This is a genomic window from Vibrio sp. 1751, assembly GCF_033339895.1.
In the GTDB taxonomy this organism is placed as follows: Bacteria; Pseudomonadota; Gammaproteobacteria; order Enterobacterales; family Vibrionaceae; genus Vibrio; species Vibrio alginolyticus.
In genome coordinates this window covers 25,454-49,173 of the sequence record NZ_JAWOVM010000018.1, presented here as the reverse complement: position 1 = coordinate 49,173, position 23,720 = coordinate 25,454, and the positions used below count along the sequence as shown (strand labels likewise).

Genomic DNA, 23,720 nt, shown 5'->3' with positions numbered 1-23,720 from the left:
TGTTGACCTCAACTTATCTTGAGGTTTTAGCCTTAGTCGCACGATTAAAAATCAACAATGAAAAAAGGAACCATTGTGTCCAAAATTGCGATTATTTATTTCTCTAAAACCGACGTTACTGGTCAGCTTGCTCGCGCGATTGCCGCAGGTGTTGAACAACAAGGCATTAAGCAGCAAGATGAATGTGAAATCCTCTCTCACCGAATTGAAGGCAGTGAGATTATTGAGGGACGTTTTGTGAACCCTAAACTAATGGATGAACTTGCTGAGTGTGATGCGATTATCTTTGGCTCACCGACCTATATGGGCGGTGTAGCAGCGCAGTTTAAAGCATTTGCAGATGCAAGCAGTGAATCTTGGTATTACCAAAAATGGGCGAGCAAAATCGCGGCTGGCTTTACCAGTGGTGGGGCAATGAATGGCGACCAATCTTGCACATTACAATATCTACAAACGCTCGCTAACCAACACGGCATGATGTGGGTCGGGTTGGATAAGATCAGCAATTCTGGGGAGCAAAACCTGAATCGTTATGGTGTACAAGGTGGTATTGTTGCACAAGGTGGTGAAGGTGGTCAGTTGCATGCTTCTGATGTTGCAACGGCGGAGTATCTTGGCAAACGAGTCGCTATGCTCGTGAATAAGCTCTCCACTCGCTAACAATAAAAAGAAGCCCCGTAAGATACATCTTCGGGGCTTCATATTTATCGCTTGTTTTGAGCGCTACTTCTTGATGTAGAGGTCTTTCGAGTAGATACGACCTTCTACGTTGTTCTTGGCAAAACCGCCAACCGTAGGACGAACCAAACGCGCTTGCATGTAGTAGTAAATCGGTGCGATTGGCATATCCGCCGCCAACAATTGCTCGGCTTGATCATAGAAACCTTGGCGTGCTTTCTCATTGGTTGCAGCCAATGCACTGTTCATCGCGTTGTCGTACGCTTCACTGCTGTAACGTGCAAAGTTACCCGAGGAACCTGAGCGAAGTAAGCTCAGGAAAGTAGACGCTTCATTGTAATCACCACACCAGGAAGCGCGCATCACATCGAAATTGCCTTGTTTACGCGCCACTAAGTACGACTTCCACTCTTGGTTTTCTAACTCCACGTTTGCACCGAGATTTTTTTGTAGCATCGACGCTATCGCAACCGCGATCGATTTGTTTGCCTCACTGGTGTTGTACAGCAATTTAAAATCGAGCGGCTTGTCTTGGCTGTAACCCGCTTCTTTTAACAACTGACGCGCTTTCTCGTCACGTTGTTGCTGACTCCACTTACTGTATTCAGGCGGCGTCGCATCAAACCCTGCGGTGTACTGATGCGCAAAAGTATAAGCAGGAAGGTTGCCCACTTGCGTGACACCATTCGTAATCACATCGCGCATGATGGAGTACGACACCGCTTGACGCACTCGCACATCATCAAATGGCGGACGAGTGGTATTGAACGCGTAGTAATACGTACACAATAATGGCACCACCGTGTAAGCCTGCTTGTAATCTTGTTTAAGCTTCTGCGCCATATGAGTCGGCACATCTGACGTGATATCCAGCTCTCCTGCCGCAAAGCGATTGATAGACGCGTTTTGGTTTTCAAACGGAATGTAAGTCACTCTGTTTAGATGCGTATCTGCGCTGTCCCAGTAACTTGGACTCTTAACCAGTTCAATGCGTTCATTCACGACCCACTTATCCAATGTGAATGCACCGTTGCTAACAAATTGGTCTGGATCGCTCCACGGCTTGTCGCGGTTTTCCACTGTCGCTTGATGCACTGGCATCATGGACGTGTGCCCAGTCATAGCAACAAAGTACGGCACTTGACTGTCCAACTCAAAACGTAGGGTGTATTTATCCACTGCCTTGATACCGAGATCGTCCAAAGGCTTTTTGCCCTCTGCTACATCGGCGATGTTTTTGATCTTGGTGAGTTTGAGATACCAAACATTTGGAGAAGCGGTCTTCGGGTCCACCGCTCGGCGCAGTGAATAGACAAAATCATCCGCTGTCACAGGCTCGCCATTCGACCATTTCGCGTCTTTGCGCAAGTGAAAAGTAAAGGTTTGGTTATCCTTGGTTTCCCATGATTCTGCCACACCGGGAATAATGTTTCCGTCACGATCTTGAATCACAAGCCCTTCAAATAAGTCACGAATCACATGCATTTCTGGCAGACCTTCGGCTTTCGCTGGGTCAAGTGTCGCCGCCTCTGCGTCATTCGCACGTACTAAATGCTGTTCTGCGGCAAGTTGAATGCCTTTAGGTAAGGTCTCCGCAGCAACTGATGTAGCAAGAAAAGGGGTGAATAAAGAGGAAATCAGCAACGCCGTTGAATGTTTTTTAAAATCCATATCGTTTTTCGTTCTCCTAACGCGTCTTGTGAAGCAAGTGCCACAATTAACATTTCAACCGTTGACGAGTTTAAACGGTTCAGTTTAGCTAGGTGTAATTAGCTTAGATATTGATACTACTTCATCAATCAGGAGATTACGGTGAGTCTAATTCCAAGAACGGAAAGAGCGGCATTTTTAATTCGGCCAACATCATACGGTCAATCCGTGCTTGGTGCGCCATTACTGTATTTTCCGGCTCAAGTCGAAAGTGCTTCACGAGGTTTGATTTTGGCAGGCACTCACGGGGATGAGACAGCCTCGATTGCAGGTTTGTCCTGCGCGCTAAGAAGCTTGCCTGCTGAAAACTTACGACATGATGTGATTCTGTCAATGAATCCTGACGGCAACCAGCTAGGCACACGCGCAAATGCAAACCAAGTGGACCTCAATCGCGCGTTTCCAACCCAAAATTGGACTGAGCATGGCACAGTGTATCGATGGAGTTCTCACACCCCCGTTCGAGACGTACAGGTGAAAACTGGCACTAAAAATCAACTAGAGCCTGAAGTTAGCGCTTTAATTAACTTGATTGAACTGCGCAAGCCAAAGTTTGTGGTGTCGTTTCATGAACCGCTTGCGTTTGTGGATGATCCCAAACATTCCGACCTTGCCAAATGGCTCCGCGAGCAGTTCCAACTGCCAATTGTAGACGATGTCGACTACGAAACACCCGGCTCATTCGGCACTTGGTGTAGTGAACGTGATTTACCTTGCATCACGTTGGAATTACCCGCGATTTCTGCCGATCTCACCATTGAAAAACATCTCTCCGCTTTTATTGCTTTGCTGAGGCACGATCCGGATCTCTAGTCCGCTGTTAAACAAGCGATCATGTGAGGATCTGTTTGATGTCGGTACTAATATCGCTGATCAACTGACGGGCACTGTCGTCTCTTTGCTGAACCAAGATGATAAACAGCAAATCGGTGATCACGTTTTGCGCGGTACGCGAAGCAATGGATGAGCTGCGATGTTCCGTTTCATTGGCAATCGTATCAAACGTAATATCGGCAATACCGCGCAAGCGACTTCTTCCAGGCGCAGATAACGCAATCACCTTCGCGCCCTGCTCTTTTGCCGCTTCTGCCGCGACGAGAATTTCTTTGCGCTCACCCGAAAACGAGATTGCGATCTGAACATCTTCTGGAGAGAGCGTGCGGGCAACAGCAATCTGCACGTGGCTGTCTTGTTCAGAAAGCGCCGTAATACCAAGTTTAAGCAGTTTAAAGCTTAAATCCTTGGCGGTCAGTGCAGAGCCCCCAATCCCGACCACTTGCACTCGACGCGCTTCACTCAACCATTTCACCGCTTGGTGACACGCTTCGTAAGACAGCGTATTGGTGGTTTGAAACATAGCGTCGGTTTTCGCTTTCACCAGTTTCTGTGAAATTACCGCAATGGGGTCGTCAGCCAAAATATCACTGTGCAGCGGTGTCGACTGCATCGCATGCTTACGGCCAATCTCTTCATTCAGAGCTAACTTAAACTCGCTGTAACCTTTAAAGCCGATACGCTGAGTAAATTTCACAATGCTCGATTGACTCACTTTTACTTGCGCCGCAAGTTCTTGGCTGGTGAGCAGCGCCGCCTTTTCTGCGTTTTCAACAATCCAATCGCCAACCAAACGACCACTTTGCGAAAGCTGAGTACGCCTCGCGACTATCTTATTGATAACTGACACAACAAAAACCTCAAAAACTTTAAATAAATTATTCCAAATCAGAAATAATAGGCGTTTGATTTAACCCCCTGATTATTCTAACCAAGACAGTTAATCCCGGACGTAATAGACGTATATTTTCTCTCATTATTCCAAATTTCTCCTGCATAAAGAATAACCTCAAGTGTGATTTTTATCACCAAACCTGAATATTTTATTCCATAAAATCGCCCTCAGATTGAACATTACGAAGAGTGCAAAACATGAAAATTGATTTAAGCAGATTGGTGACAGAAAGCCGTAACCCAGCCAGTGCCGAGATCGATACGCTTTCGACCATCGAGATGCTGCAAGTCATTAATGAAGAGGATCAAAAAGTCCCGCTCGCGGTAAAAGCGGTGCTACCACAAATTGCAGAGACAGTTGACGCAATTACCCAAGCTTTTGCAAATGGTGGCCGTTTAATTTACATGGGAGCTGGTACATCAGGTCGCTTAGGCATTCTTGATGCAAGCGAGTGTCCTCCTACCTACGGCACGCATCCAGATATGGTGATTGGCTTAATTGCTGGTGGACATCAAGCGATTTTAAAAGCGGTAGAAAACGCAGAAGACAACGCGAAAATGGGTCAAGACGACTTAAAAGCACTTCACCTCACCAAGCATGACGTGGTTGTAGGCATTGCAGCGAGTGGCCGTACACCTTATGTACTAGGTGGTTTGGACTACGCTAAATCCATCGGAGCCACGACCGCATCTATCGCCTGTAATCCAGAATGTGCCATGGCAGAAGCGGCCGACATCGCGATTCTGCCGATAGTTGGCGCAGAGGTTGTCACTGGATCTTCTCGCATGAAAGCCGGCACCGCACAAAAACTGGTGCTAAACATGCTCACGACAGGCGCAATGATTCGTAGCGGTAAGGTATTTGGCAACTTAATGGTGGATGTAGAAGCCACTAACGCCAAGCTCATACAACGCCAAACCAACATTGTTGTGGAAGCAACCGACGCATCAAAAGAAGAAGCAGAGCGAGCATTAAATGCCTGCGGTCGCCACTGCAAAACCGCCATCTTAATGATTTTGGCCGATTTGGATGCCGAACAAGCCAAATCACGCCTCGCCGCGCACAACGGCTTTATTCGCGCAGCACTAAATAATAACTAAATAATCCGAGTTCTGAAGGATAGACCCTATGGCAAAAATAACTTCAAACACAGTATCGCAGTTGCTGTCCGCAGTGGGTGGCAGTAGCAACGTAAGCAAATGTGGTAACTGTATGACGCGTTTGCGTTTATCGCTCGCCAACAATGGCTTGGCTGATCAATCAGTTATCAAGCAAATTCCCGGCGTAATGGGTGTGGTGGAAAGCGATGAGCAGTTTCAGATCATTCTCAGTCCCGGAAAAGCTCAACAAGCGGCTGAGATGATGAATCAATTGATCGACAGCTTAACCTCTGGTGACAGTGAAGAAGCAGATATGCCGCAACAAGATCTTTCTGCCGTCGCAGCCGAGCAGAAAAAACAGATGAAGAGTAAGCAAACCAGTGCGGTTCAGCGTTTTTTAAGCAAGTTTGCCACTATCTTTACGCCGTTGATCCCTGGTTTTATTGCCGCTGGTTTGTTGCTAGGTTTTGCGACGTTATTGGAACAAATGTTTGTTCTCGACCAGACACCAAGCCAGTTTATGTTGGATCTGATCGTCTACATGAAAGTCTTTGGTAAGGGTCTGTTTGCTTTCCTAAGTATTCTGATTGGTTACAACGCGCAGCAAGCATTTGGCGGCTCTGGTGTTAATGGTGCCATTCTCGCCTCTTTGTTTGTGCTGGGTTACAACCCAGAGGCGACATCCGGCATTTACTCTGGCATGAACGAGTTTTTCGGCTTTGCGATTGATCCGCGCGGCAACATTATCGGCGTACTTTTAGCAGCGATCATCGGTGCACAAGTCGAGCGTAAGGTTCGTCAATACATGCCAGATGATCTGGACATGATCTTAACGTCCGTTATCACTCTATTGATCATGGGTGCGGTAACCTTCTTGATCATCATGCCGATCGGCGGCGAGCTGTTTAAAGGGATGTCTTGGTTGTTCCTCAACTTGAACGATAACCCATTAGGCGCTGCAATCTTGGCAGGTTTGTTCTTAATTTCTGTGGTATTTGGCATCCACCAGGGTTTTGTTCCAGTGTACTTCGCATTGATGGAAGCACAGGGCTTTAACTCGCTATTCCCTATCCTGGCGATGGCAGGTGGCGGTCAGGTTGGCGCGTCAATGGCGCTGTATTTCAAAGCCAAAAAAGACGCTCTACTGCGCACCCAAGTTAAAGGCGCTATTATTCCGGGTCTTCTAGGCATTGGCGAACCATTGATTTACGGCGTGACATTACCACGCGTAAAACCATTCGTTACCGCTTGTATTGGTGGTGCTGCGGGCGGCTTCTTTATCGGTTTAGTTTCTTACCTTGGCTTACCAGTTGGTCTTAATACGGTGTTTGGCCCGTCCGGTATCGTGGCGATTCCTCTCATGACATCTGAAAATGGCATCTTCCCAGGCATGATGGTGTTTGTTGCCGGCCTGCTTATCTCTTACATCGTCGGCTTCCTCGCGACTTACTTCTTTGGCTGCAAAGACGTCGATTTAAGCTAAATCATTCTTCCCCTATAGGAATGGACTAGCTCGCGCCCTTGGCAAACAAGGGCGCACCCTCTCTCTACTTCACGACAATTTTTCTTATTCCGTTACTCGGAAGGGGCTTTGTCGTATCTAAAACAATAGAAATGAAAGGTCGTTAATCATGAAAAAGCACATTTTGACTCTACTTCTCCCTACATTGATGGCATCAAACGCAATGGCAGCGCAGCTGTATCAAGCAGAAGATGGGTCAGTTTTAAATATTTACTCTCGTCTTGGTTTCAATGTCACCAGTAAAAATGACGAGCACGGCGATGCAAATGGCGAGTTTGATGGCCGTATTGGTTTAAACGGTTCACAAACCATCAACGAGTACGCGTCGATCATCGGCCAAGCGCAATACCAAGTGGGTGCAGCTGAATACGCAAACCAAGTAAACGACAAACCGTCTCTGACCGCGCGTTATGTATGGGCGGGGATTGATGCGAAAAATTATGGTCGCATTACAGGTGGTCGCGTGGCATCTGGATTGATTATGTTTACCGACATTGGTGATGTATTCGCCTCTTCCGATGTTTCTATGGCGCGCCAAGCGAATAAAGTCGACAAAACCGCGACGCAAGTTTTCCGTCAAGATGGCACGCTGCAATACCAAAACAACCTAGGTAATTTCGATTTTTCTGTCGCGTACATTTTAGGAAACAACACTTCTGAGCTCGACTACGGTTACAACACTGCACTGCGTTATACGCTAGACATGGGAAATTTGGGTACCTTGGCACCAGTGGTGGCGATGCAGAAGAATAAAGGTGATGCACGTGAAAGCAACGACACCGATTACACATTCTGGGGTGCAGGTACGCGTTACTACCTAGGTGATTTGATGTTGGGTGCGTTGTACTCGGAAGATGAACTAGAGGGCTATTACTCACAAACCAGTACCGACAAAGTGATGGAACTAACGGCGGTTTACAGTGTAAATGACAAATGGGTACTGCGTGCTGGTTATCGTTCTTTAGAAAACAGTGATGGTGACGAGCTAGAGCTGAAAGATACAACGCTAGAAGTGCAATACAAACTGACGCCTCGTTCTTCTATCTACACAAACTACGTTGATCGTAACGGCTCGCGTGGCTACAGCAATGGACAAGAAGTCTCGTTTGGCGGTGCGCACGCAGACGAAAGCTACTACCACTTAGGTCTGCGTTACGAGCTGTAAGCACGATACTTAATGTAAGTTAGCTGAATCCATGAGCTTCTTCTGTGTCCGGTCAGTAGTTATTGCCTTTAATGCTGATTTGAAGAAGCTCACCCTCGTAATATGTTTTCTTCGTTACCTGTTTTGACCAACACGCCTGCATCAGGAAAACTGGTGACAGTGTTTTCGCATTCCTTTGCTTCCTCAATTGTTGCTAAGTTTGTTGTCGCTATTCGCCGACAGAATATATGTTCCTAAAGTGTTCGATGAACGCTCGCGTTCTTCTTGGTAAGTGCTCACGTTTTGGGTAAAGCAGATAAAGCGGCAAAATCGCATCCGTTTGCCATTCTGGCAGCAAACTCACGAGTTTTTCTTTTTGTGCAGGGTCGAGTTTAGCCAGTGCAAATTCATCTAACATGGCTACACCACAGCCAGCCAAAGTAGCATCCAACATGGACTGGACAAGATTAAAACTCAGCGTACTTTCTAACTCAATGCTGCACTGCTGTTGAGTTTGCTTATGCGTAAACGTCCACTTGTCTAACACCAAGTCACGACTTTTATAAAGGATGTGCTCTAAGTCACCAAGATCCTCTGGCGTACTTACATTTGGTTTATCAGCTAAATACGAGCGATGAGCGATCGGTTTACAGTGTAAAGTGCGTAGCTGATGGCCGACGTATCCCTCTGGGGGAGTATCGGTAAAGTAGAATGCGATATCAAACCCAGCCTCAATCAAGTCGAGAGGTGTCTCTGTGAAGATCACTTCAACACTCACTTGTGGATGTTGCAATCGAAACTCGATCAATGTTTGGCTGAGTAACGCAGCTCCGAAAGAAGCGGACGCCGCTATTCTCAATTTTCCCGATACGATCTCGTTTGCCATGACTTGCTCATTGATCTGCTCAGCGCCTTCGAGCAGTTGCTTTACCTGCTGATAAAACCGCAAACCATCGTAGGTCAAATTAAACTGGCGCGTAGTTCGCTGAATAAGCTGCACCGACAATATGTCTTCAAGCTGTTTAAGTTGCCGACTTACATGCGCATTCGAACAATTCAGTCGCTTTGCTGCACCAGCAATACTTCGTTCCTCACACAAAGCGACGTAAAGTGGTACGTAGCTGAGCCATTTTATTTCCATACAGTAATTCTGAATCTCTAAAATCAAACTACTGGAAATAATAGAAAGCCTCTAAACTCTGTACAACCTAAATTTGAAAGGATGAGTTATGAGTGTTTTCGACACGTGGTTAAAAGGTCAAGTCATTAAAGATCACATCACTAATCCCAATATCATCGTTGGCGATTACAGCTATTACTCGGGCTTCTATCATCAAAAAAGCTTCGAAGAGCAAGCGGTACGCTACTTGTTGGGTGACCCCGTCACACTTCAAGAATGGCAAAGTAGAGAACCCGATAGCATCGACAAATTAATCATTGGCAAGTTTTGTTCCATCGCTTCTGGAGCCACCTTCATGATGGCAGGAAACCAAGGTCATCGCATTGACTGGATTTCGACCTTCCCCTTCTCTCCTGAAGACTTTGGAGAAGGCGTACAAGACGGTTTCGAGCGTGCCGGAGATACAGTGGTGGGGAACGATGTTTGGATTGGCAGCGAGGCGATGATCATGCCCGGAGTAAACATCGGTGATGGAGCCGTCATCGGAGCACGCACCGTAGTGACGAAAGACGTGCAACCTTATTCGGTAGTGGTTGGAAACAACCAAGTCGTACGTCAACGATTCAGCGATAAAGAGATTGAAACTCTACTCAATATCCAATGGTGGAACTGGCCAATAGAACACATTAAACAAGCAATGAAAGTAATGTGTAGCAGCCAAGTCGGTGCGCTTGCGGACTACTATCAAGAGCACATTGTCGATTTGTAGATAAACAAAAGCCCACACATCTTGTTGCGACGTGTGGGCTCAGTGAGTAAGAAAGCTTAAACCGCAGCGACGTCCTCTTCTTCCAAGTTCGCCGAGACTTTAATTTCGTATTGATTGAAACGGAACGAACAACCGCCATGAGTGCGCTTTGTCGTTACCTGCTCGTCGCCAAACTGCACCGTCACGCGAGTGAAGACACGCTCTTTGGCTTCGACAATATTTTCTTCTAACGCGACTTCAAAGTCGTGTTCCGTTTGTTCTAGCTTTTGCTTTATCGCTTCAAGCTGCTCGTTGTTTTGTGTTTTCATCACAGCAATCTGAGCTTGTTCTTCGTCGGTACGTTCGGCTTTAGGACGTTTCTTAAATTCGAGCTCTTTACGAATCACATCCATCGTTCCTTCTTGAGCGTGTTTGTATTGATCTTTGAGCTCTGCTAATCGCTCCTTAAATGCAGAATAGCGTGCGAACGCTTCTACCTTAGTGGCGGTGTCGCCTTCTACGCCCAATTGTAAGCACACCACTTTGCCACCGACTTTTGCATCTCCGCCGCTGAGCGTGCCGTTCCTACCGTTCGCATCTAGCACCGTCAGATTGCGCCCACAAACAATATCGTTATTCATGCTGTGCACCGCCAACTCAATATTTTCGCCGGCTTGCAAATCACAATATTGGGCGTAGCTGGCACGAATCGAACCTTTGGCTTTGACGTGACAACTCTTTGGCTGGCCATCACTCATGGTGTGGCCAATGATCCCTTTACCAACTTGGATGTCGTCTTGCGCTTGTACGTCAGCCGATTCAATGAAGCCGCCTACAGTAATAGAGCCCGTCGCTTTAACAATCATGCCAGATTCAATGTTGCCACCGATAATCACATTCCCTTTGAATTTCACGTGGCCTGTATTCACGCCAACGCTATTGAGGCAGAGTGCGTTATCAACTTCGATGGTTTTGTCTTTAATCAGAGGCGTACCGGATACCGATGCAATCAATAGGTTTGGGTCTTGCTTGCTTATCTCAGTGCCTTTGCCCGGCTTCATTGGGCTGTCTTTTCCGGCTTGCGGAGGAATCACTCGCCCTTGAACAGTAAAACCAGGCGTGCCTTTGGTCGCAGGCGTGCGGCGCATCACCTCATCGCCTACGCCAACCGCGATAGTTTCACCGAGATTACGTAAATCAATTTTGTCGCTAGCAGATTGGCCGTCTTTGGGTTTGAGGATGCGTTTGGTGATGTCTTTAACAAGAGGAGTAAAAAGAGCGTCTTTGCCTTTGATAGGTTGCTTACCAACCGCTACAGGTTGAGAAAAAGTTTCGCCGGGTTTGAGCTGAGTGCTGACAACCAACACTTTCTTCAAAGCCAGTTTGTTGATGCCTTTCGAAACTCGCGCTTGAGCAAGGGCTTGAACAATCTCGGGGCCACGTAAACCTCGGCCTCCGTACGCGCCGACAACGTTCATACTGGCGAGCATGTCATTATTCGATAATTCAACCTCAACTTGCGCGTTGCGTTTTTCCGCAATGACGATGCCTTCGTAGGCCTCGGCTTTACGTTCTTTGGCGCAGTTAATGAATCTCACGACTTCCCCCTCAACAACAAACATCTTTTCAGCGTTCATTGCGACGAGCTGCTCGTTTAATTCATTTTGATTTAGCTCACCACCGAGGTCCACTTCTCCCGGAAGACGGGCTATCACCTTGGTCTTATCTTCAGATAACTCAAGACACAGCTTCCACATACCCTTACCACTTTGCTTCCCATCAACACTTTCAGTCTACCCAAATCCGTTTTCTGAACAAACCTCGCATTTCTTATTATAGGGCTCACGTCACTAAAGAAAGTAATCCATCAATAACGGTTAAACAGATATTAAGAGAGCATTTCGATTTAACCTAAAGCTCAATCAAAATACACGCCGAAATAAAAAGGAGCTGGATTTACAGTGTAAAATCAGCTCCTAATAATTTCATTTACAGTGTAAATTTCCCTTTAGTGTTTACAGTGTAAATCGTTCCAAATGTGTCTTACTTCGTCCCTTAACTGCTGCTCAACTTGTCTTCTTCCAGGTAAACCAAATTGCTGAGCACATTCAGTCCAACTACGGTTAAGAAAAAGCTTACTGATCATCAAGTCGGAAGCAGAGTTCAAACCTAAGTTAAGTAACCACTGCTGAAGCCAAGCAGACACGGACTCATAACTGTTACCACCATCAGCATAGCATTCAATTAGTAATAACTTAGCGGGATGAAGTGGACTCATTCCCAAAGGTTGCGGTAATAGAGCTCGAAAAATAGAGGCTTCTAATTTTGGATAGACGTCAGCCACATTGTTAGACAACATTTCTTCAAATAGCGCCTGAGATTCATCGACCCAAGCCGTCTGTTGGGAATCACAAGGTTTGACCATCAAGACTGAATAACAACCGCTAGCAGCATCGCGCATTGACCCTAAACGAATTGCACGGAAGTTCGATTGTAGCCAGAAATGGACCAACTCTTCCGTCGCACCGAAACTCGTGGATAAGTAAGCAATGTGTTTAGCCGCCATTTGATCAAGTTGCTGCAGCATTTTTTGACCGATGCCTCTTCCTTGCAATTCCGGATGAACAGCAATTCTCATGACTCGCAGCGTCGATAGATTCGCGACATTCGGAAATCCTAGGTGGTTTGCAATCGTAATGGGCGCTAAGTGTCCTTTAGGACGACGCTTACCAAGCTGAATTTCTTCAACCAATTCAGCGTCAAGCCCACCCTCTTCGACCGCTAATATTACCCCCACAACCGCATTATCTTGCTTAGCAAAATAGAGCTGACTGTTGTCGTCTTGCAAAAGGTGAATCAAATCATTCGGCGAGGTCTGATAATGAGCATTAACCAAAAGAGCGAAGCACTCGCGCAGCAAACTAGGCTGCGATATCAAATCGTCCTTATCGGCTTTAGAAAGGGAAATTGAGTCGACCTGGTTAAGTTGATGGTGCGTTAACTCCGCATCCAACAAAAACGCGTCATAGAGCCATGATTCGAGCGCATCATTCATGCTCCAGCGGATGGGCTGTGTCATGTGCCACGTTTTCATTCCCGAACGCTGTTTCTGAAGCCAATCAACAAATTTAATCGTAAAGCCCCGGCCACAACCTTCATAACCGTGAATAGTCGTAGAAAAAACGAGTCGATGATAATGTTCGATAATGCTTTTGAGCATAGGAACTGGAATTGCAGCCGCTTCATCGACAAGTAACAAATCACATTCAGGTCGACTCAATAATAGTTCATCTGGAGCAATAAATTGAATGGCTCCCTGCCCTGATTCTAATCTGTCCTTCTTAATACGCTGTGCGCTAGGGAGTAAACGTAAAGCATGTTGGTAAACAGGCTCAACGGCTTTTATAGATGGTGCCGTAATTAAGATTCTAAGCGGCTTCTGCTGTAATAAGCTCGCACACGCAATTCCGAGGGCACTTGTTTTTCCACGTCCACGATCAGCGGTCAAAATTAATGGTCGCTTTCGATGTCCAGTTACCACCTTTTCAATTAGAGAAATGGCATGTTCTTGTTCCGTGTAGTGACTTTCTTTTTCTGCTTGCTTGATGTCTGGAGCCGTTGGCAATGGTTTGTCTTGCTCAATAACAACGAGCTTCTCCCATTGTTTGTGCATCCATTGCTGAGCAAAATTCGCATTTTGTCGCAGCTCAGTAATGACAATAAGAAAACCGCCGCCAACCAATGAGCCAAGCGCGGCGGTAAAACTATTGGCGTCAAAGCCATTTCGAGCATCAAACAATAGAACGTCACACTCTCTGCCTAGCAACATGTGCCCTTGTTTAGACGAAACACTGGATACGTTTTTCAAACCAAAATCACCAACAGAAAACCAACGTTGATGGCGCTGCGTTTTATGGAACTCTGACATCAACGCATTTTGCCAAGAAGCCTCGCCTTGAATGACAACACCAATCCTTTGGAAAGATTGGTGAGCTTGATGTTGAAGTGATGAAAGGAAATCAGATTGTGTCTGCATTTTGTCTATCCAACGTTGAACTGACGCAATGGTATCACATCTTTAATTTGACGCTTCTCAGATATAAAAAAACCGCCCGGAGGCGGTTGATTCAATCATCATTTGTTATTGCAGTTTGGTTTGTACAAACGCAAGAATCTCTTCCATTAAGCTGTCGTCAACTTTCTTCAAGTTCAACGCCAGGCTGCTACCTTTTCGGCTATAGCTTGCTCGACCTTTAACTAAGTCGACTTTTTCCGTCTTCTTACCAGGTTTTGCTGGTGCAAGTTCAGTAATCCAATTTTCGATGCTTTCCGTGACTTCTTTTGTCAGACGAGCAACGCCTTGAGCAGTGCTTCGCTGCCATAAAAATCCTTCGCTAGAGCGACATTTATCTAACAGCTCTTGCTGCTGCTCTGGCGTTAGCGTTGAAAACTGTTTGTGCAGTTTCACGATTGTTGGGCGACCGAGATCGCCAACATTCGGATACGCTTGAAGCAGTTCTAACGGTAATGCTGCGGCTTTTAAAGCGCCACTTACCAACGCTTCACTGCACTGGAACATTTTTGCCAATGCTTTCTGATCCTCAGCTTCACCACTATCAAGCTTAGCCTGCATCTCTTTACCTTTTTCGTATAAAGAGAGCGGTTTGTGAGCATTTGCCACATCAGACAAAAACTTAGCATGGTCAGTATTGATGTTGTCAGCAACATAAACCAAAAAATCTTGTTCAGCGAGGATACAAGACATGCGACGACGGCTACCATCTAAAACTTCGATCTTGCCATCTTCAGTTCTACGACCCACAGCTGGATATTGTTGGCCACGCTCTTTGAGTGTGACTAAAACATCAGATAAAGCATGTTCGTTTAAGAACGATTGCTCACGAGCGTTATCAACAAATACTGTTGTTTCTGTCGCAACTTTATTTGCAGGAATACGCACAAGTTCAAACTGAACAATATTTTCACCTGCAACTGCTAGTTCAATCGTTTGAGCTTTCTCTTTTGCCGCAGTTTGCGCCTCTTGCGGAGTCACAACACGACGCTTATTCGTTTTGCCAAATAATTTCGCGTTTAATTCAGACGTTTTCAAAGCCATTTACTTATTACCCCTGATTCAATGACGGCCAATTAGAGTGCAGCACACGCTCTAATTCCAGTGCGCTTTTATGAACAGCGTCTTGCGCGGTAGCTAGTGTCTTCTTACCGCCTTCAAAATCGCTTACTGTCAGATCAAATACTGTGCTGTAGGTATCGGCACAGGTTTCAAACGCACGGCTACGAGGAATAGTAGCCATCATAACTTGGTCACCTAGAAGATAGTTCATTTCAGTTAAAACAGAAACTTGCTTCTTATTGTCGTCCTCAAACATGGTTGGCATCAAGCGAACAAACTCAAGACCATTCCAGTCCTCCGGGAACATTTCATATACCGTAGGCAAATGCTGGAAGAAGTTTACTGTTGAAGCCCAGTCCAGACGCTTAGCCGCACAAGGAATTAGCAAGGCATTTGATGCATACATTGCATTCCATACTAATGGGTCAACGTGTGGACCGGTATCAATCATAATGATATCGAAGTCATCAGCAATTTTATCAATCAGTTGCTCTTTCAGCAGACGGACGATATCGAGTGATGGGTCTTCAGATAGCGTTTGCCATGCTTCCGCATTAAACATCGCGTCTTCTGGAAACGCTGAAATCGACTTTAAGTTCGGATATTGCGTTGGCAGCAATACGTTTTTACGTAAAAATTCACTGTCAATTTCCACACCATCAGGCACGTTACCCAACATAATGTCTACCGCAGAATAGATATTATCATGCTCTGCCATGCTGATTTGCGGGTTGAGGAATAAACGTAGCGAGCCTTGTGGGTCTAAGTCGATTAAACAAATACGGTATCGTTTATCCAAATTTAGCGCTAAACATGCCGCTAAATGAACCGCGGTCATTGATTTACCTGTACCGCCCTTTTGGTTCTGCACATTAATAATCCAAGGTTTGTTACCTGAATTCTTTTTACGCTCATGAAATTTAGGCACTTCAGCCGCATCCATGAGCATGTGTGCTTCTTCTAACGTAATTGAATAATGATTCGCGTTGTTTTTAGTAAATTGATGCCCAGCGGCTTCCATTTTACCAATCGCGTCGTCGAGCTTACGGCGAGTTAGACCAGAACGGGTTTCCATCATCGCTTTCGACATTGGTGGGAAGTAGTTATCGCTTCGCTCTTCTAAAACAATTTCAATACGGTCAGCTTGAACCTGCTGAGTCAGCTCCGCTAACTCAAGAAGGTTTTCAATCGTTTTTTCTCTTTTCATGCCAAATTCCGTTGGAAGGATTTATAATTGCAATTGTACAGCAGTAAAGACCAAAAACAACAAAAAGGTGCACGAACATTTTGAATTACCATCACATAAAAAAACACCCAAATCGACGCTTTTATGATTTATGGTCAAAAAGATAACTATTTTTAATCAAATAATCTTCTCATAAGTGGACACCTAAACTTAAAAATAAAAAGTGTTACAGCGTCACTCATTTACAATGTAAATCAATTTTCTACCGGAACGATTATAATCTTAAGCTAAATTACGGATTATGTTAGACCAACCTAATTTAAACGAAAAATAGTAAGTAATATCGGAACAATAAAGACCTGAACACCTTGATCATGTCTCCGAGCAAAATAGGGCAGTTCCAGCGAAACATCTATGGAAGTATGATCAAGGTATGCTTATGATCATGCTTCCGTGTTAATAAGCAAATCCGAAAGCATGATCATGGAAAAATAGAGCAGAGTACGGTGTAAACACGCAAATAAAATAAGATCCATTAATCGGAAATATGATCAAGCCTTAGAATCTCTCGGAAGCATGAGTTTTCTTCTCTGATTTACGGTTGAGTGCAGACAGAATGGGGGATTGAGCAGAAATTGACGTTATAGAAGCCGGAACAATGAAATTGCTCAAGTTGCTATGATAAATCACGCTCTCATGATCATGCTTCCTGTAAATAAGCAGAGACTAGGATTTACTTCTAAATATGAGCGACTTGAATGTATTTTAATCAGATGAGTGATATCTCATCAATATGGGCGCCAGAACGATAGATATATTGGCTCTTGATCATCGATCCGAGTATAAATAACATCACCAATGCACAATATAATCATCGTGAAGATCATTATTAAATACTGCATCTGTGGATAACCTGTAAAAACATCATGATCATCGTTTCAAGACTCTTTTGATCATCTTTTCATAACCTTAATGATCATGCTTACGAATAAATATGATCATGCTTTCAGGTTATTGTTGATCATACTTTCAGACTTCTTATGATCATAGTTCCGAAACACATGGAAATAATAGTCTTATAGAACAAAAGCTTAGCGAGAAATTTCAAGCCAGATCATTAGATCATATAATCAATTAAGATCAGATTAATCAAAAAGATCAGTTATTTAAAAAACAATCTTTTTTCTTTATTTATGATCTGTTTTTCTTTATTCTTCGGAACCATAGCACAACTACGGCTAGTGTGATCTGGATCTAAAATGACGGCTGATGAAAAAATTCTGATTAAAGCACCGAGAAGCCACAAAGATGGCCATCTTTTTGAGGTACATGAATCCTCTGCGGATTGGGTAGAGCAGTACCAACATTTCAAAGGGGTGACCAAAAGCATCTTAGAGTTGCTTAATCTGATCTCATTACGAGGCTTCAGCAGCAAGGATGGTTTGGTTTCAACCACAGAGATTGTGGAAGCAACAGATGGGCAACTCACACGTGCAGCCCTGCAACAACGTTTGCGCGCGGCAGTAAATATTGGTTTATTTACTCAAACACCGGTGCGTTTTGAAGAGGGACTTGCTGGTAAAACGATGCTACATAAATTTGTGAATCCCAATCAGCTTATATCTGTGTTGGGAGCAACAAGTCTTGTTACCGACAAAGTTCGCCAGAACGAAAAACAAAAACGTTCGAAAGCATTGGCTCAGACTCAAGTAAACAAACGTTTGTTGAATGAGCACGGGTTAAACACACCTCCCACGATGAAAGATGAAGCCGATCAATTTGTTGTATCTCCAACAAATTGGGCTGGGATCATTGACCAAGCACTTGCGCCACCAAGAACTCGAAAAAGTTATCAGAAATCCATGGTGTCGATCTCTGGCACAAAAGCCGTTATCGAGACGCGATCATCCAAAAATATCATGACTGTGGATGATCTCATGACCCTGTTCGCTCTCTTCACGTTAACGGTTCAGTATCATGATCATCACAAAGATCAGTATCAGCTTGATGCGGCTCACGTACCAAACAAAACGCCGCTATACATCACTGATATTTTGTCGCTCAGAGGCAAAAAAGACAGTGGCCCAGCTCGTGATTCCATTCGCGATAGCATTGATCGCATTGAATTCACTGATTTTCAGCTCCATGAACTTACTGGACGTTGGCTAAGTGAAAACATGCCAGAGGGCTTCAAAAGTGATCGTTTTCGTTTTCTTGCTCGAACCATCACAGCCTCTGAAGAGGCACCAGTGGAGGGTAGCGATGGTGAAATTCGTATCAAGCCAAACTTATATATTTTAGTTTGGGAACCTTCGTTTTATGAAGAGCTGTTAACGCGCGATTATTTCTTCTTGTTTCCGCCAGAGATCTTGAAACAACATACTTTGGTGTTTCAACTGTACTCTTTCTTCCGTAGTCGCATGGTTCGTCGTCACACGGATTGCATGCTACTGAGTGAGTTAAACCAGAAACTTGCACGTAACATTGAATGGCGACGTTTCTCCATGGATTTGATCCGAGAACTAAAGCGTTTGTCTGATGGAAAAGGAAATGATGATCTATTCGTCGTTAATTTGTGGGGTTATCACCTGACGATCGAAACCATGATCGAAAATGACAAAGTGATGGACTACCAGATCGACATCAAATGTGATGTCGAAGAGGTCTTACGTTACTCGCGAGCGCGAACGACCAACGCAGGAAAGCGTAACATGGCGCCTACGCTGCCAAATCCACTTCGTAATGAGATGGTAACCCGACAACAGCTTGAGGAGCTCTCAGGCATCATAGACGGCGAATTTGAGCCTATTCAACGCAAAGCACCGTCTCCAAGAGGAAATTTAGGGAGACGCGTGAAGCAAAGAAAGCATTTGGTAGAGATCAATGCTGATGAGATCACCATTACTCTATCTAAATACACCTCACCAGAGGCTCTAGAACGCAGTATAACGGCTTTGTCTGCGATGACAGGGCACTCGTATGCCTCAATCAAAGAAGAGTGCTCAGATTACATAGAGAAGCTCGACTGGCTAAGGGTAGGGGATGAGCCGATTCCTTATGAGACATTAAGTAAAACCGTCGAGCTGTTTAACACCCAGAACGATGTTAAGCATCTTACCATCGAGCGCTTGATTGCGGGGTTAGCGGTGCGTCGGAAAGTTTGTCGTCAAATCTTCGATGGTCACATGGATGAAATGGTATTTCGTGCCTTGGATGAAATGGCGATTTAAAAGTGTCGCTTGATATGTATCAAGCTATAGGTGTGATGTATCGGTTTGAAATGTAACAATGTCTTTCGATGATAAAAAACAGACTTAACTCTTACAAACCACTGACATTAGAAGCCAAGCCTAATACTACTATTTATCCCGAATAGACAACCTTTTGTCCTTTCTGATGATTAATAGATTGGCTCATATTGTTACATTCATTCTGAATAGACTTCGCGAGTTTCTCCTCAGGAAACTCGCTTTTTTTTGCCTAAAATTCCGCTAATTAAGCCTTGATCATTTTTCCGGACTAATGAGGTAAACCTTGATCATGCTTCTTGAGTTCATTCCAATGTAATGAACGCATCAACGCAACATGTGATTCGATTAAGCTATGGGCTTGTTCCTGCCACTTGTTTTGATCACACTGCTGATTACAAAACTCTAACGCCACAACGGTGAGATGCTGAAGTCGTCTCAAACACCAATCTTTGATCAGAATATCAGTCGAGACTTGGCATGCTGCTTGTTCAAGCTTTGCACTCGTATAAAGCAAGGTTTGATATGCTTTCTGAGGGTCTTGGTAGCTTGCATGTTGAAACACGCGTAAACATCCATCCAACCAGCAAGCAATCGCTTTACTTTGAAGAGCACTCAATTCGGGTCCAAACACGTCATCAGGCACCTGATATAAGATCGTTTCCAATTTTTCTACTTGATCATGTTTCCGCTGTTCGTACCACGTTGCGATTTGATCTTGCCAAGTACTCAAATCCATTACGCTGCCTCGGTCCATTGTTTTACATAGTGATTTGGCCCTATTTGATCAAATTCGTCGACAATTATGCTGCTACGTTGACGAATTTCATCGGCATCTATCGAATAGTTTGGTTCATTTTTCACTAAGTTACCAAAAGGTAAGTCAGGATCAGGAACGGCAGAAATCAACAGCTTAGTATAAGGATGCTGCGGATTCTTAAGTATTGAATGAGTGTCGCCCCATTCAACGATTTGCCCTTTGTACATTACTGCGGTTTCTTCCGCGATGTAGTGCGCAGTCGCCAGATCATGAGTGATGTATAAAAAACCAATTCCCAGTTCTTGCTTCATTCGTTGCATTAAATTCAACACTCCCAAGCGAATAGAAACATCCAGCATAGACGTAGGCTCATCCGCAAGAATGATTTGCGAACCTACCGCTAAAGCCCTTGCTAAGTTTACTCGCTGACGTTGCCCACCACTGAGTTCGTGAGGGAACTTATTCAATGTCTCTTCAGGTAGTTCCACCAGCTTTAGAAGCTCTTCCAAGCGGGCTGGGATGTCGCGCTCGTTTTTGACTTGTTTATGAATTTTTAAAGGACGTGTTAGGTGATGGCGAATGGTATGAGTTGGATTGAGAGAGCCAAACGGATCTTGAAACACCATTTGTACTTTACTGCGATATTCTTGTAGAGCCGATCGTGACGTGATCTCATTTATGTCAGTGCCATTGAAAAGGATCTCGCCTTCCGTTGCAGGATAGACTTTGGTTATTAAGCGAGCGCAAGTACTCTTACCGCAGCCTGATTCTCCAACCAAAGCCAAGGTTTTTCCTGCGTACAGATCAAAAGTCACTCCTTGAAGCGCACGAAAGGTTTCCTCTTTCGCTAAACCACCGCCCACTTTGAATTCTTTAATCACATTTTTCATTTGGATGATAGGTTGGCTCATGGTTACGCTCCTTGTAACTCTGGTTGTTTGTGGACGTCATGGATGTTTGGGAAAGAAGCCCATAGCTTTTGCGTGTATGGGTGTTGAGGATGATTGCGTATATCGTATGCTCGATTGACTTCGACGATTTCTCCGTGACGCATGATTGCAATTCGATCACATAGTTGGCTCATGAGTGCCAGGTCATGAGTGATAAAGAGGACTGAAAAACCGAACTCATCTCTAAGCTGATAAATTTGCTGTAAAATTTCTCGCTGTACCACTACATCTAATGCTGTTGTGGGCTCATCCATAATGATCAGTTTTGGATTTAGAGACAAAGCAATGGCTATCACCAACCGCTGACGCATTCCTCCTGAAAATTGATGAGGATATTCTGCTAAGCGTTCTCGAGGAATATTGACCAAGTCCAACAACTTTTCTGCTCTATCTTTTGCTTGAGCGTTAGTGAGGCCTTGATGGTGTCGTAATACATCTGCAAATTGCTCTTGTATCGTTAAGACAGGGTTGAGTGAGTTCATCGCGCTCTGGAACACCATGGCGATTTCACTCCACCTTAGAGCGGTCAGTTCAGAGTCTGAGATACTAAGGATATCTTTGCCATCAAACCATATTTTACCGCCAGAAATGAACGCTGGCGGCTTATGAAGACGATTTATTGAGAATGCGATTGTGCTTTTACCACATCCAGATTCACCGGCGAGACCAAATACTTCGCCTTTGCCGATATCAAAGCTGACGGACTTTACCGCATTAAAATCACCATTATCAGTGATGTAATCGACGCACAAATCTCGGATCTGGATGACCGGGTCATTGTGGTATGCATGACTTAAGTTAATACCATCCATATAAACACCTTACCAATCTAAAAGATAATTATTATCATTATCAGGCGTGGCGGTTTTTAGAAAGTATCAAACCATGAATCAGTGAAGTGACTCGAAAGTTAGGTGAAACAGGAAGTGGTGTAATGCGTCGTTGATAAAACTAAAGAAGAGCAGAATTGAGAGCTAGATCAGCACACTTTTCGTAGGGGGAATTACTCAAATTTAATCGTAAATTTGTCCCTTGGCAAAACTTAAATGATGAATCTATTAAGGAGTTAACGAAAGGGCGGGAGGGGTCACATTTCCCTACAGTTTTTCTTACCACCTTGTTCCGGTTTTGCTATAGATTACGCATCGAAAACATGGTGTGTTCGGAGGAAATATGTCCATTAATTCTATCGACCATGACGAGATGACCAACATCGCTCACAAATGGGAATTACCTGATGAGGAAACCGTTGTGAAGCCAGAGAAAACAGTGAAATCAGCAGAAGCCAGAAGACGCATTGAAGCGTTACGTGAGATCCGTGAAAGTGGGTTGACCATTGAAGAAGCAAGGGAGCTTGGCTTGATACACTGATCGCCTCAGGTTGGTTTAGCAACCCATAGGGTAGTCGACGGACTGCCCTTTTTATTTTTTCACTCTATTACTCTCTTATTCAAACTCTCCATTTATCTGTCTTGCGCCTCAAAAGCACGAGTTTCACACTCACGTCCCGTCCCGAAGAAGTTTGACAATCTGACCTTGTGTTACTAGATATATCAGTAGCGATATGCTTTTTGTTGATTATCGCAACCACAAAGCAAGGAGCGCAAGTATGGTTGATCAAATCCTTTTTTATGAGCCCGATGAGCCCCACGGTTTTCTCTCAAATTTTTGCCATGCCCCAGTCAATATCTCCTCCCAAACTTGGCCCACCAGCGAACATTATTACCAAGCCCAAAAGTTTCTCGATGCTCAGTTGCAAAGTAAAATTCAGCACGCAAGCACCCCTGACGAAGCGTTTGCTTTAAGCCGCAAATACGAACACTTTGTCAGAAGCGATTGGGACGATATAAAGTTGGCTGTTATGGCTTTCATCGTTAGGGAAAAGTTTCTACAAAATCCACCATTAGCGCAGCAATTAATGAGAACGGGTAACGCTTGCCTAACAGAGCATTCTCATAAAGATGCCTTTTGGGGAGACGGGGGAGATGGTAAAGGAGAAAATCATCTAGGAGAGATTCTGATGAATGTGCGGGCAGAGCTGAGACATGTTGAGCCTTACAATCTCGTGAAGTTTATCGATAAAGCCAAATTGCCCACCCAGTGGGGCACATTTATGATGTACGGCTTTATTGAAGCCGCGACAAATAAAGAGCATCTTGCTCTGGTCTATGGCGAGCCAACAAAAAGTGCAGCTCCACTTATTCGGTTGCATTCGGAGTGTCTTACCGGAGATGCTCTATTTAGCACGCGTTGTGACTGTGGTTTTCAGCTTAATAGAGCGCTACAAAACATCGTCAAAGAGGGATGTGGCGTGCTGCTTTATTTACGTCAAGAAGGGCGTGGAATCGGCTTGATTAATAAAATTCGTGCCTATCACTTACAAGATGATGGCGCAGATACCGTGGAAGCAAATGAACGTTTAGGTTTTGCCGCTGATATGCGTGATTACGCGTTCTGTAAAGGAATGCTAGAGCATTTGGGGATTGACGCTGTGCGTCTAATGACGAATAACCCACGCAAGCTCGCCGCCTTAAAAGCGGTTGATATTAACGTCATTGAACGAGTGCCATTACAAGAAGGGAATAACCCAAGTAATCAACATTACCTGCAAACCAAGGCGAGTAAATTGGGGCATATGTTTGATCCTAAGTTTGTTAACCACACTAAGTAAGTTCTACAGATTTCTCAGAA

At 44.6% G+C, this 23,720-nt stretch carries 19 protein-coding genes; 9 read left to right on the top strand and 10 right to left on the bottom strand.

Translation table 11 applies throughout. The features are described 5' to 3' along the window. Positions 1-75 precede the first annotated feature (75 nt). Entirely contained in the window at positions 76-660 is a 585-nt protein-coding gene (locus R7041_RS08855) for a flavodoxin family protein (RefSeq protein WP_017821885.1), read from the top strand. Between the two features lie 63 nt (positions 661-723). Here the strand turns inward: R7041_RS08855 and R7041_RS08850 are convergent, their stop codons facing one another. Then, positions 724-2,349, bottom strand: coding sequence for an ABC transporter substrate-binding protein (locus tag R7041_RS08850; RefSeq protein WP_064369550.1), 1,626 nt, complete (start codon positions 2,347-2,349; stop codon positions 724-726). Positions 2,350-2,490: 141 nt separating this feature from the next. Here R7041_RS08850 and mpaA point away from each other — a divergent pair, with 141 nt between their 5' ends. After that, on the top strand, positions 2,491-3,201 hold the full coding sequence (gene mpaA, locus R7041_RS08845; protein ID WP_064354431.1) for a murein tripeptide amidase MpaA: 711 nt from the start codon (positions 2,491-2,493) through the stop codon (positions 3,199-3,201). 19 nt (positions 3,202-3,220) lie between these two features. Here the strand turns inward: mpaA and R7041_RS08840 are convergent, their stop codons facing one another. After that, positions 3,221-4,072, bottom strand: coding sequence for a MurR/RpiR family transcriptional regulator (locus tag R7041_RS08840; RefSeq protein WP_033907250.1), 852 nt, complete (start codon positions 4,070-4,072; stop codon positions 3,221-3,223). A 242-nt stretch (positions 4,073-4,314) separates the two neighbouring features. Between R7041_RS08840 and murQ the strand changes: the two genes are divergently transcribed. From murQ to R7041_RS08825, 3 genes are all read left to right on the top strand, one after another. After that, a complete protein-coding gene (murQ, locus tag R7041_RS08835) occupies positions 4,315-5,217 on the top strand; it encodes an N-acetylmuramic acid 6-phosphate etherase (protein ID WP_017635657.1) in 903 nt (300 codons plus the stop codon). A gap of 28 nt (positions 5,218-5,245) precedes the next feature. Further along, the gene (gene murP / locus R7041_RS08830; protein ID WP_318114774.1) at positions 5,246-6,700 is read left to right on the top strand and encodes a PTS N-acetylmuramic acid transporter subunit IIBC; all 1,455 of its coding nucleotides are present in this window, start codon (positions 5,246-5,248) and stop codon (positions 6,698-6,700) included. A gap of 148 nt (positions 6,701-6,848) precedes the next feature. After that, positions 6,849-7,904 carry a porin gene (locus R7041_RS08825; RefSeq protein ID WP_054729733.1) on the top strand — a complete coding sequence of 352 codons (1,056 nt, stop codon included), beginning with the start codon at positions 6,849-6,851 and terminating at the stop codon, positions 7,902-7,904. A 208-nt stretch (positions 7,905-8,112) separates the two neighbouring features. On the opposite strand, the gene R7041_RS08820 is transcribed toward R7041_RS08825, so the two are convergent. Next, a complete protein-coding gene (locus R7041_RS08820) occupies positions 8,113-9,024 on the bottom strand; it encodes a LysR family transcriptional regulator (protein ID WP_171344762.1) in 912 nt (303 codons plus the stop codon). 88 nt (positions 9,025-9,112) lie between these two features. On the opposite strand from R7041_RS08820, the gene catC reads away from it, so the two are divergent. Then, positions 9,113-9,772, top strand: a complete 660-nt coding sequence (gene catC / locus R7041_RS08815) for a type C chloramphenicol O-acetyltransferase (RefSeq protein ID WP_005383592.1) — start codon at positions 9,113-9,115, stop codon at positions 9,770-9,772. 56 nt (positions 9,773-9,828) lie between these two features. On the opposite strand, the gene R7041_RS08810 is transcribed toward catC, so the two are convergent. The 4 genes from R7041_RS08810 to R7041_RS08795 form a co-directional block, all read right to left on the bottom strand. Then, positions 9,829-11,508: a DUF342 domain-containing protein gene (locus R7041_RS08810; RefSeq protein ID WP_206949181.1), complete on the bottom strand. Its 1,680-nt coding sequence runs from the start codon at positions 11,506-11,508 to the stop codon at positions 9,829-9,831. 251 nt (positions 11,509-11,759) lie between these two features. After that, positions 11,760-13,787: a tRNA(Met) cytidine acetyltransferase TmcA gene (locus R7041_RS08805; protein WP_318114772.1), complete on the bottom strand. Its 2,028-nt coding sequence runs from the start codon at positions 13,785-13,787 to the stop codon at positions 11,760-11,762. A 105-nt stretch (positions 13,788-13,892) separates the two neighbouring features. Next, complete coding sequence (locus R7041_RS08800) at positions 13,893-14,867, bottom strand: ParB/RepB/Spo0J family partition protein (protein WP_005374504.1); 975 nt, start codon at positions 14,865-14,867, stop codon at positions 13,893-13,895. 7 nt (positions 14,868-14,874) lie between these two features. Then, positions 14,875-16,092, bottom strand: a complete 1,218-nt coding sequence (locus tag R7041_RS08795; RefSeq protein WP_005374503.1) for an AAA family ATPase — start codon at positions 16,090-16,092, stop codon at positions 14,875-14,877. Between the two features lie 1,238 nt (positions 16,093-17,330). Between R7041_RS08795 and R7041_RS08790 the strand changes: the two genes are divergently transcribed. Further along, positions 17,331-19,301, top strand: a complete 1,971-nt coding sequence (locus tag R7041_RS08790; RefSeq protein WP_017635223.1) for a replication initiator protein RctB domain-containing protein — start codon at positions 17,331-17,333, stop codon at positions 19,299-19,301. A gap of 289 nt (positions 19,302-19,590) precedes the next feature. On the opposite strand, the gene R7041_RS08785 is transcribed toward R7041_RS08790, so the two are convergent. Genes R7041_RS08785 through R7041_RS08775 form a run of 3 tightly spaced genes read right to left on the bottom strand, consistent with a single transcriptional unit; the run spans position 19,591 to position 21,841 of the window. Continuing rightward, the gene (locus tag R7041_RS08785; RefSeq protein WP_181881331.1) at positions 19,591-20,058 is read right to left on the bottom strand and encodes a transcriptional regulator; all 468 of its coding nucleotides are present in this window, start codon (positions 20,056-20,058) and stop codon (positions 19,591-19,593) included. After that, positions 20,058-20,990 (bottom strand): ATP-binding cassette domain-containing protein, encoded by a 933-nt coding sequence (locus R7041_RS08780; RefSeq protein ID WP_017821873.1) that lies wholly within the window; start codon positions 20,988-20,990, stop codon positions 20,058-20,060. The genes R7041_RS08785 and R7041_RS08780 overlap by 1 nt, the downstream gene beginning before the upstream one ends. Positions 20,991-20,992: 2 nt before the next feature. Next, positions 20,993-21,841, bottom strand: coding sequence for an ABC transporter ATP-binding protein (locus tag R7041_RS08775; RefSeq protein ID WP_005374497.1), 849 nt, complete (start codon positions 21,839-21,841; stop codon positions 20,993-20,995). A 361-nt stretch (positions 21,842-22,202) separates the two neighbouring features. On the opposite strand from R7041_RS08775, the gene R7041_RS08770 reads away from it, so the two are divergent. Together R7041_RS08770 and ribA are read left to right on the top strand one after the other, a co-directional pair. Continuing rightward, on the top strand, positions 22,203-22,400 hold the full coding sequence (locus tag R7041_RS08770; RefSeq protein WP_005374493.1) for a PA3496 family putative envelope integrity protein: 198 nt from the start codon (positions 22,203-22,205) through the stop codon (positions 22,398-22,400). Positions 22,401-22,638: 238 nt separating this feature from the next. Further along, positions 22,639-23,700: a GTP cyclohydrolase II gene (ribA, locus tag R7041_RS08765; protein WP_017635221.1), complete on the top strand. Its 1,062-nt coding sequence runs from the start codon at positions 22,639-22,641 to the stop codon at positions 23,698-23,700. The last annotated feature ends 20 nt before the right edge of the window (positions 23,701-23,720 follow it).

Bases quoted from the DNA above. Each gene is read 5' to 3' on its own strand.
- R7041_RS08850 (WP_064369550.1), bottom strand. From the start codon at position 2,349: ATGGATTTTAAAAAACATTCAACGGCGTTGCTGATTTCCTCTTTATTC.
- murQ (WP_017635657.1), top strand. From the start codon at position 4,315: ATGAAAATTGATTTAAGCAGATTGGTGACAGAAAGCCGTAACCCAGCC.
- murP (WP_318114774.1), top strand. From the start codon at position 5,246: ATGGCAAAAATAACTTCAAACACAGTATCGCAGTTGCTGTCCGCAGTG.
- R7041_RS08825 (WP_054729733.1), top strand. From the start codon at position 6,849: ATGAAAAAGCACATTTTGACTCTACTTCTCCCTACATTGATGGCATCA.
- R7041_RS08820 (WP_171344762.1), bottom strand. From the start codon at position 9,024: ATGGAAATAAAATGGCTCAGCTACGTACCACTTTACGTCGCTTTGTGT.
- catC (WP_005383592.1), top strand. From the start codon at position 9,113: ATGAGTGTTTTCGACACGTGGTTAAAAGGTCAAGTCATTAAAGATCAC.
- R7041_RS08810 (WP_206949181.1), bottom strand. From the start codon at position 11,508: ATGTGGAAGCTGTGTCTTGAGTTATCTGAAGATAAGACCAAGGTGATA.
- R7041_RS08805 (WP_318114772.1), bottom strand. From the start codon at position 13,787: ATGCAGACACAATCTGATTTCCTTTCATCACTTCAACATCAAGCTCAC.
- R7041_RS08800 (WP_005374504.1), bottom strand. From the start codon at position 14,867: ATGGCTTTGAAAACGTCTGAATTAAACGCGAAATTATTTGGCAAAACG.
- R7041_RS08795 (WP_005374503.1), bottom strand. From the start codon at position 16,092: ATGAAAAGAGAAAAAACGATTGAAAACCTTCTTGAGTTAGCGGAGCTG.
- R7041_RS08790 (WP_017635223.1), top strand. From the start codon at position 17,331: ATGACGGCTGATGAAAAAATTCTGATTAAAGCACCGAGAAGCCACAAA.
- R7041_RS08785 (WP_181881331.1), bottom strand. From the start codon at position 20,058: ATGGATTTGAGTACTTGGCAAGATCAAATCGCAACGTGGTACGAACAG.
- R7041_RS08780 (WP_017821873.1), bottom strand. From the start codon at position 20,990: ATGAGCCAACCTATCATCCAAATGAAAAATGTGATTAAAGAATTCAAA.
- R7041_RS08775 (WP_005374497.1), bottom strand. From the start codon at position 21,841: ATGGATGGTATTAACTTAAGTCATGCATACCACAATGACCCGGTCATC.
- R7041_RS08770 (WP_005374493.1), top strand. From the start codon at position 22,203: ATGTCCATTAATTCTATCGACCATGACGAGATGACCAACATCGCTCAC.
- ribA (WP_017635221.1), top strand. From the start codon at position 22,639: ATGGTTGATCAAATCCTTTTTTATGAGCCCGATGAGCCCCACGGTTTT.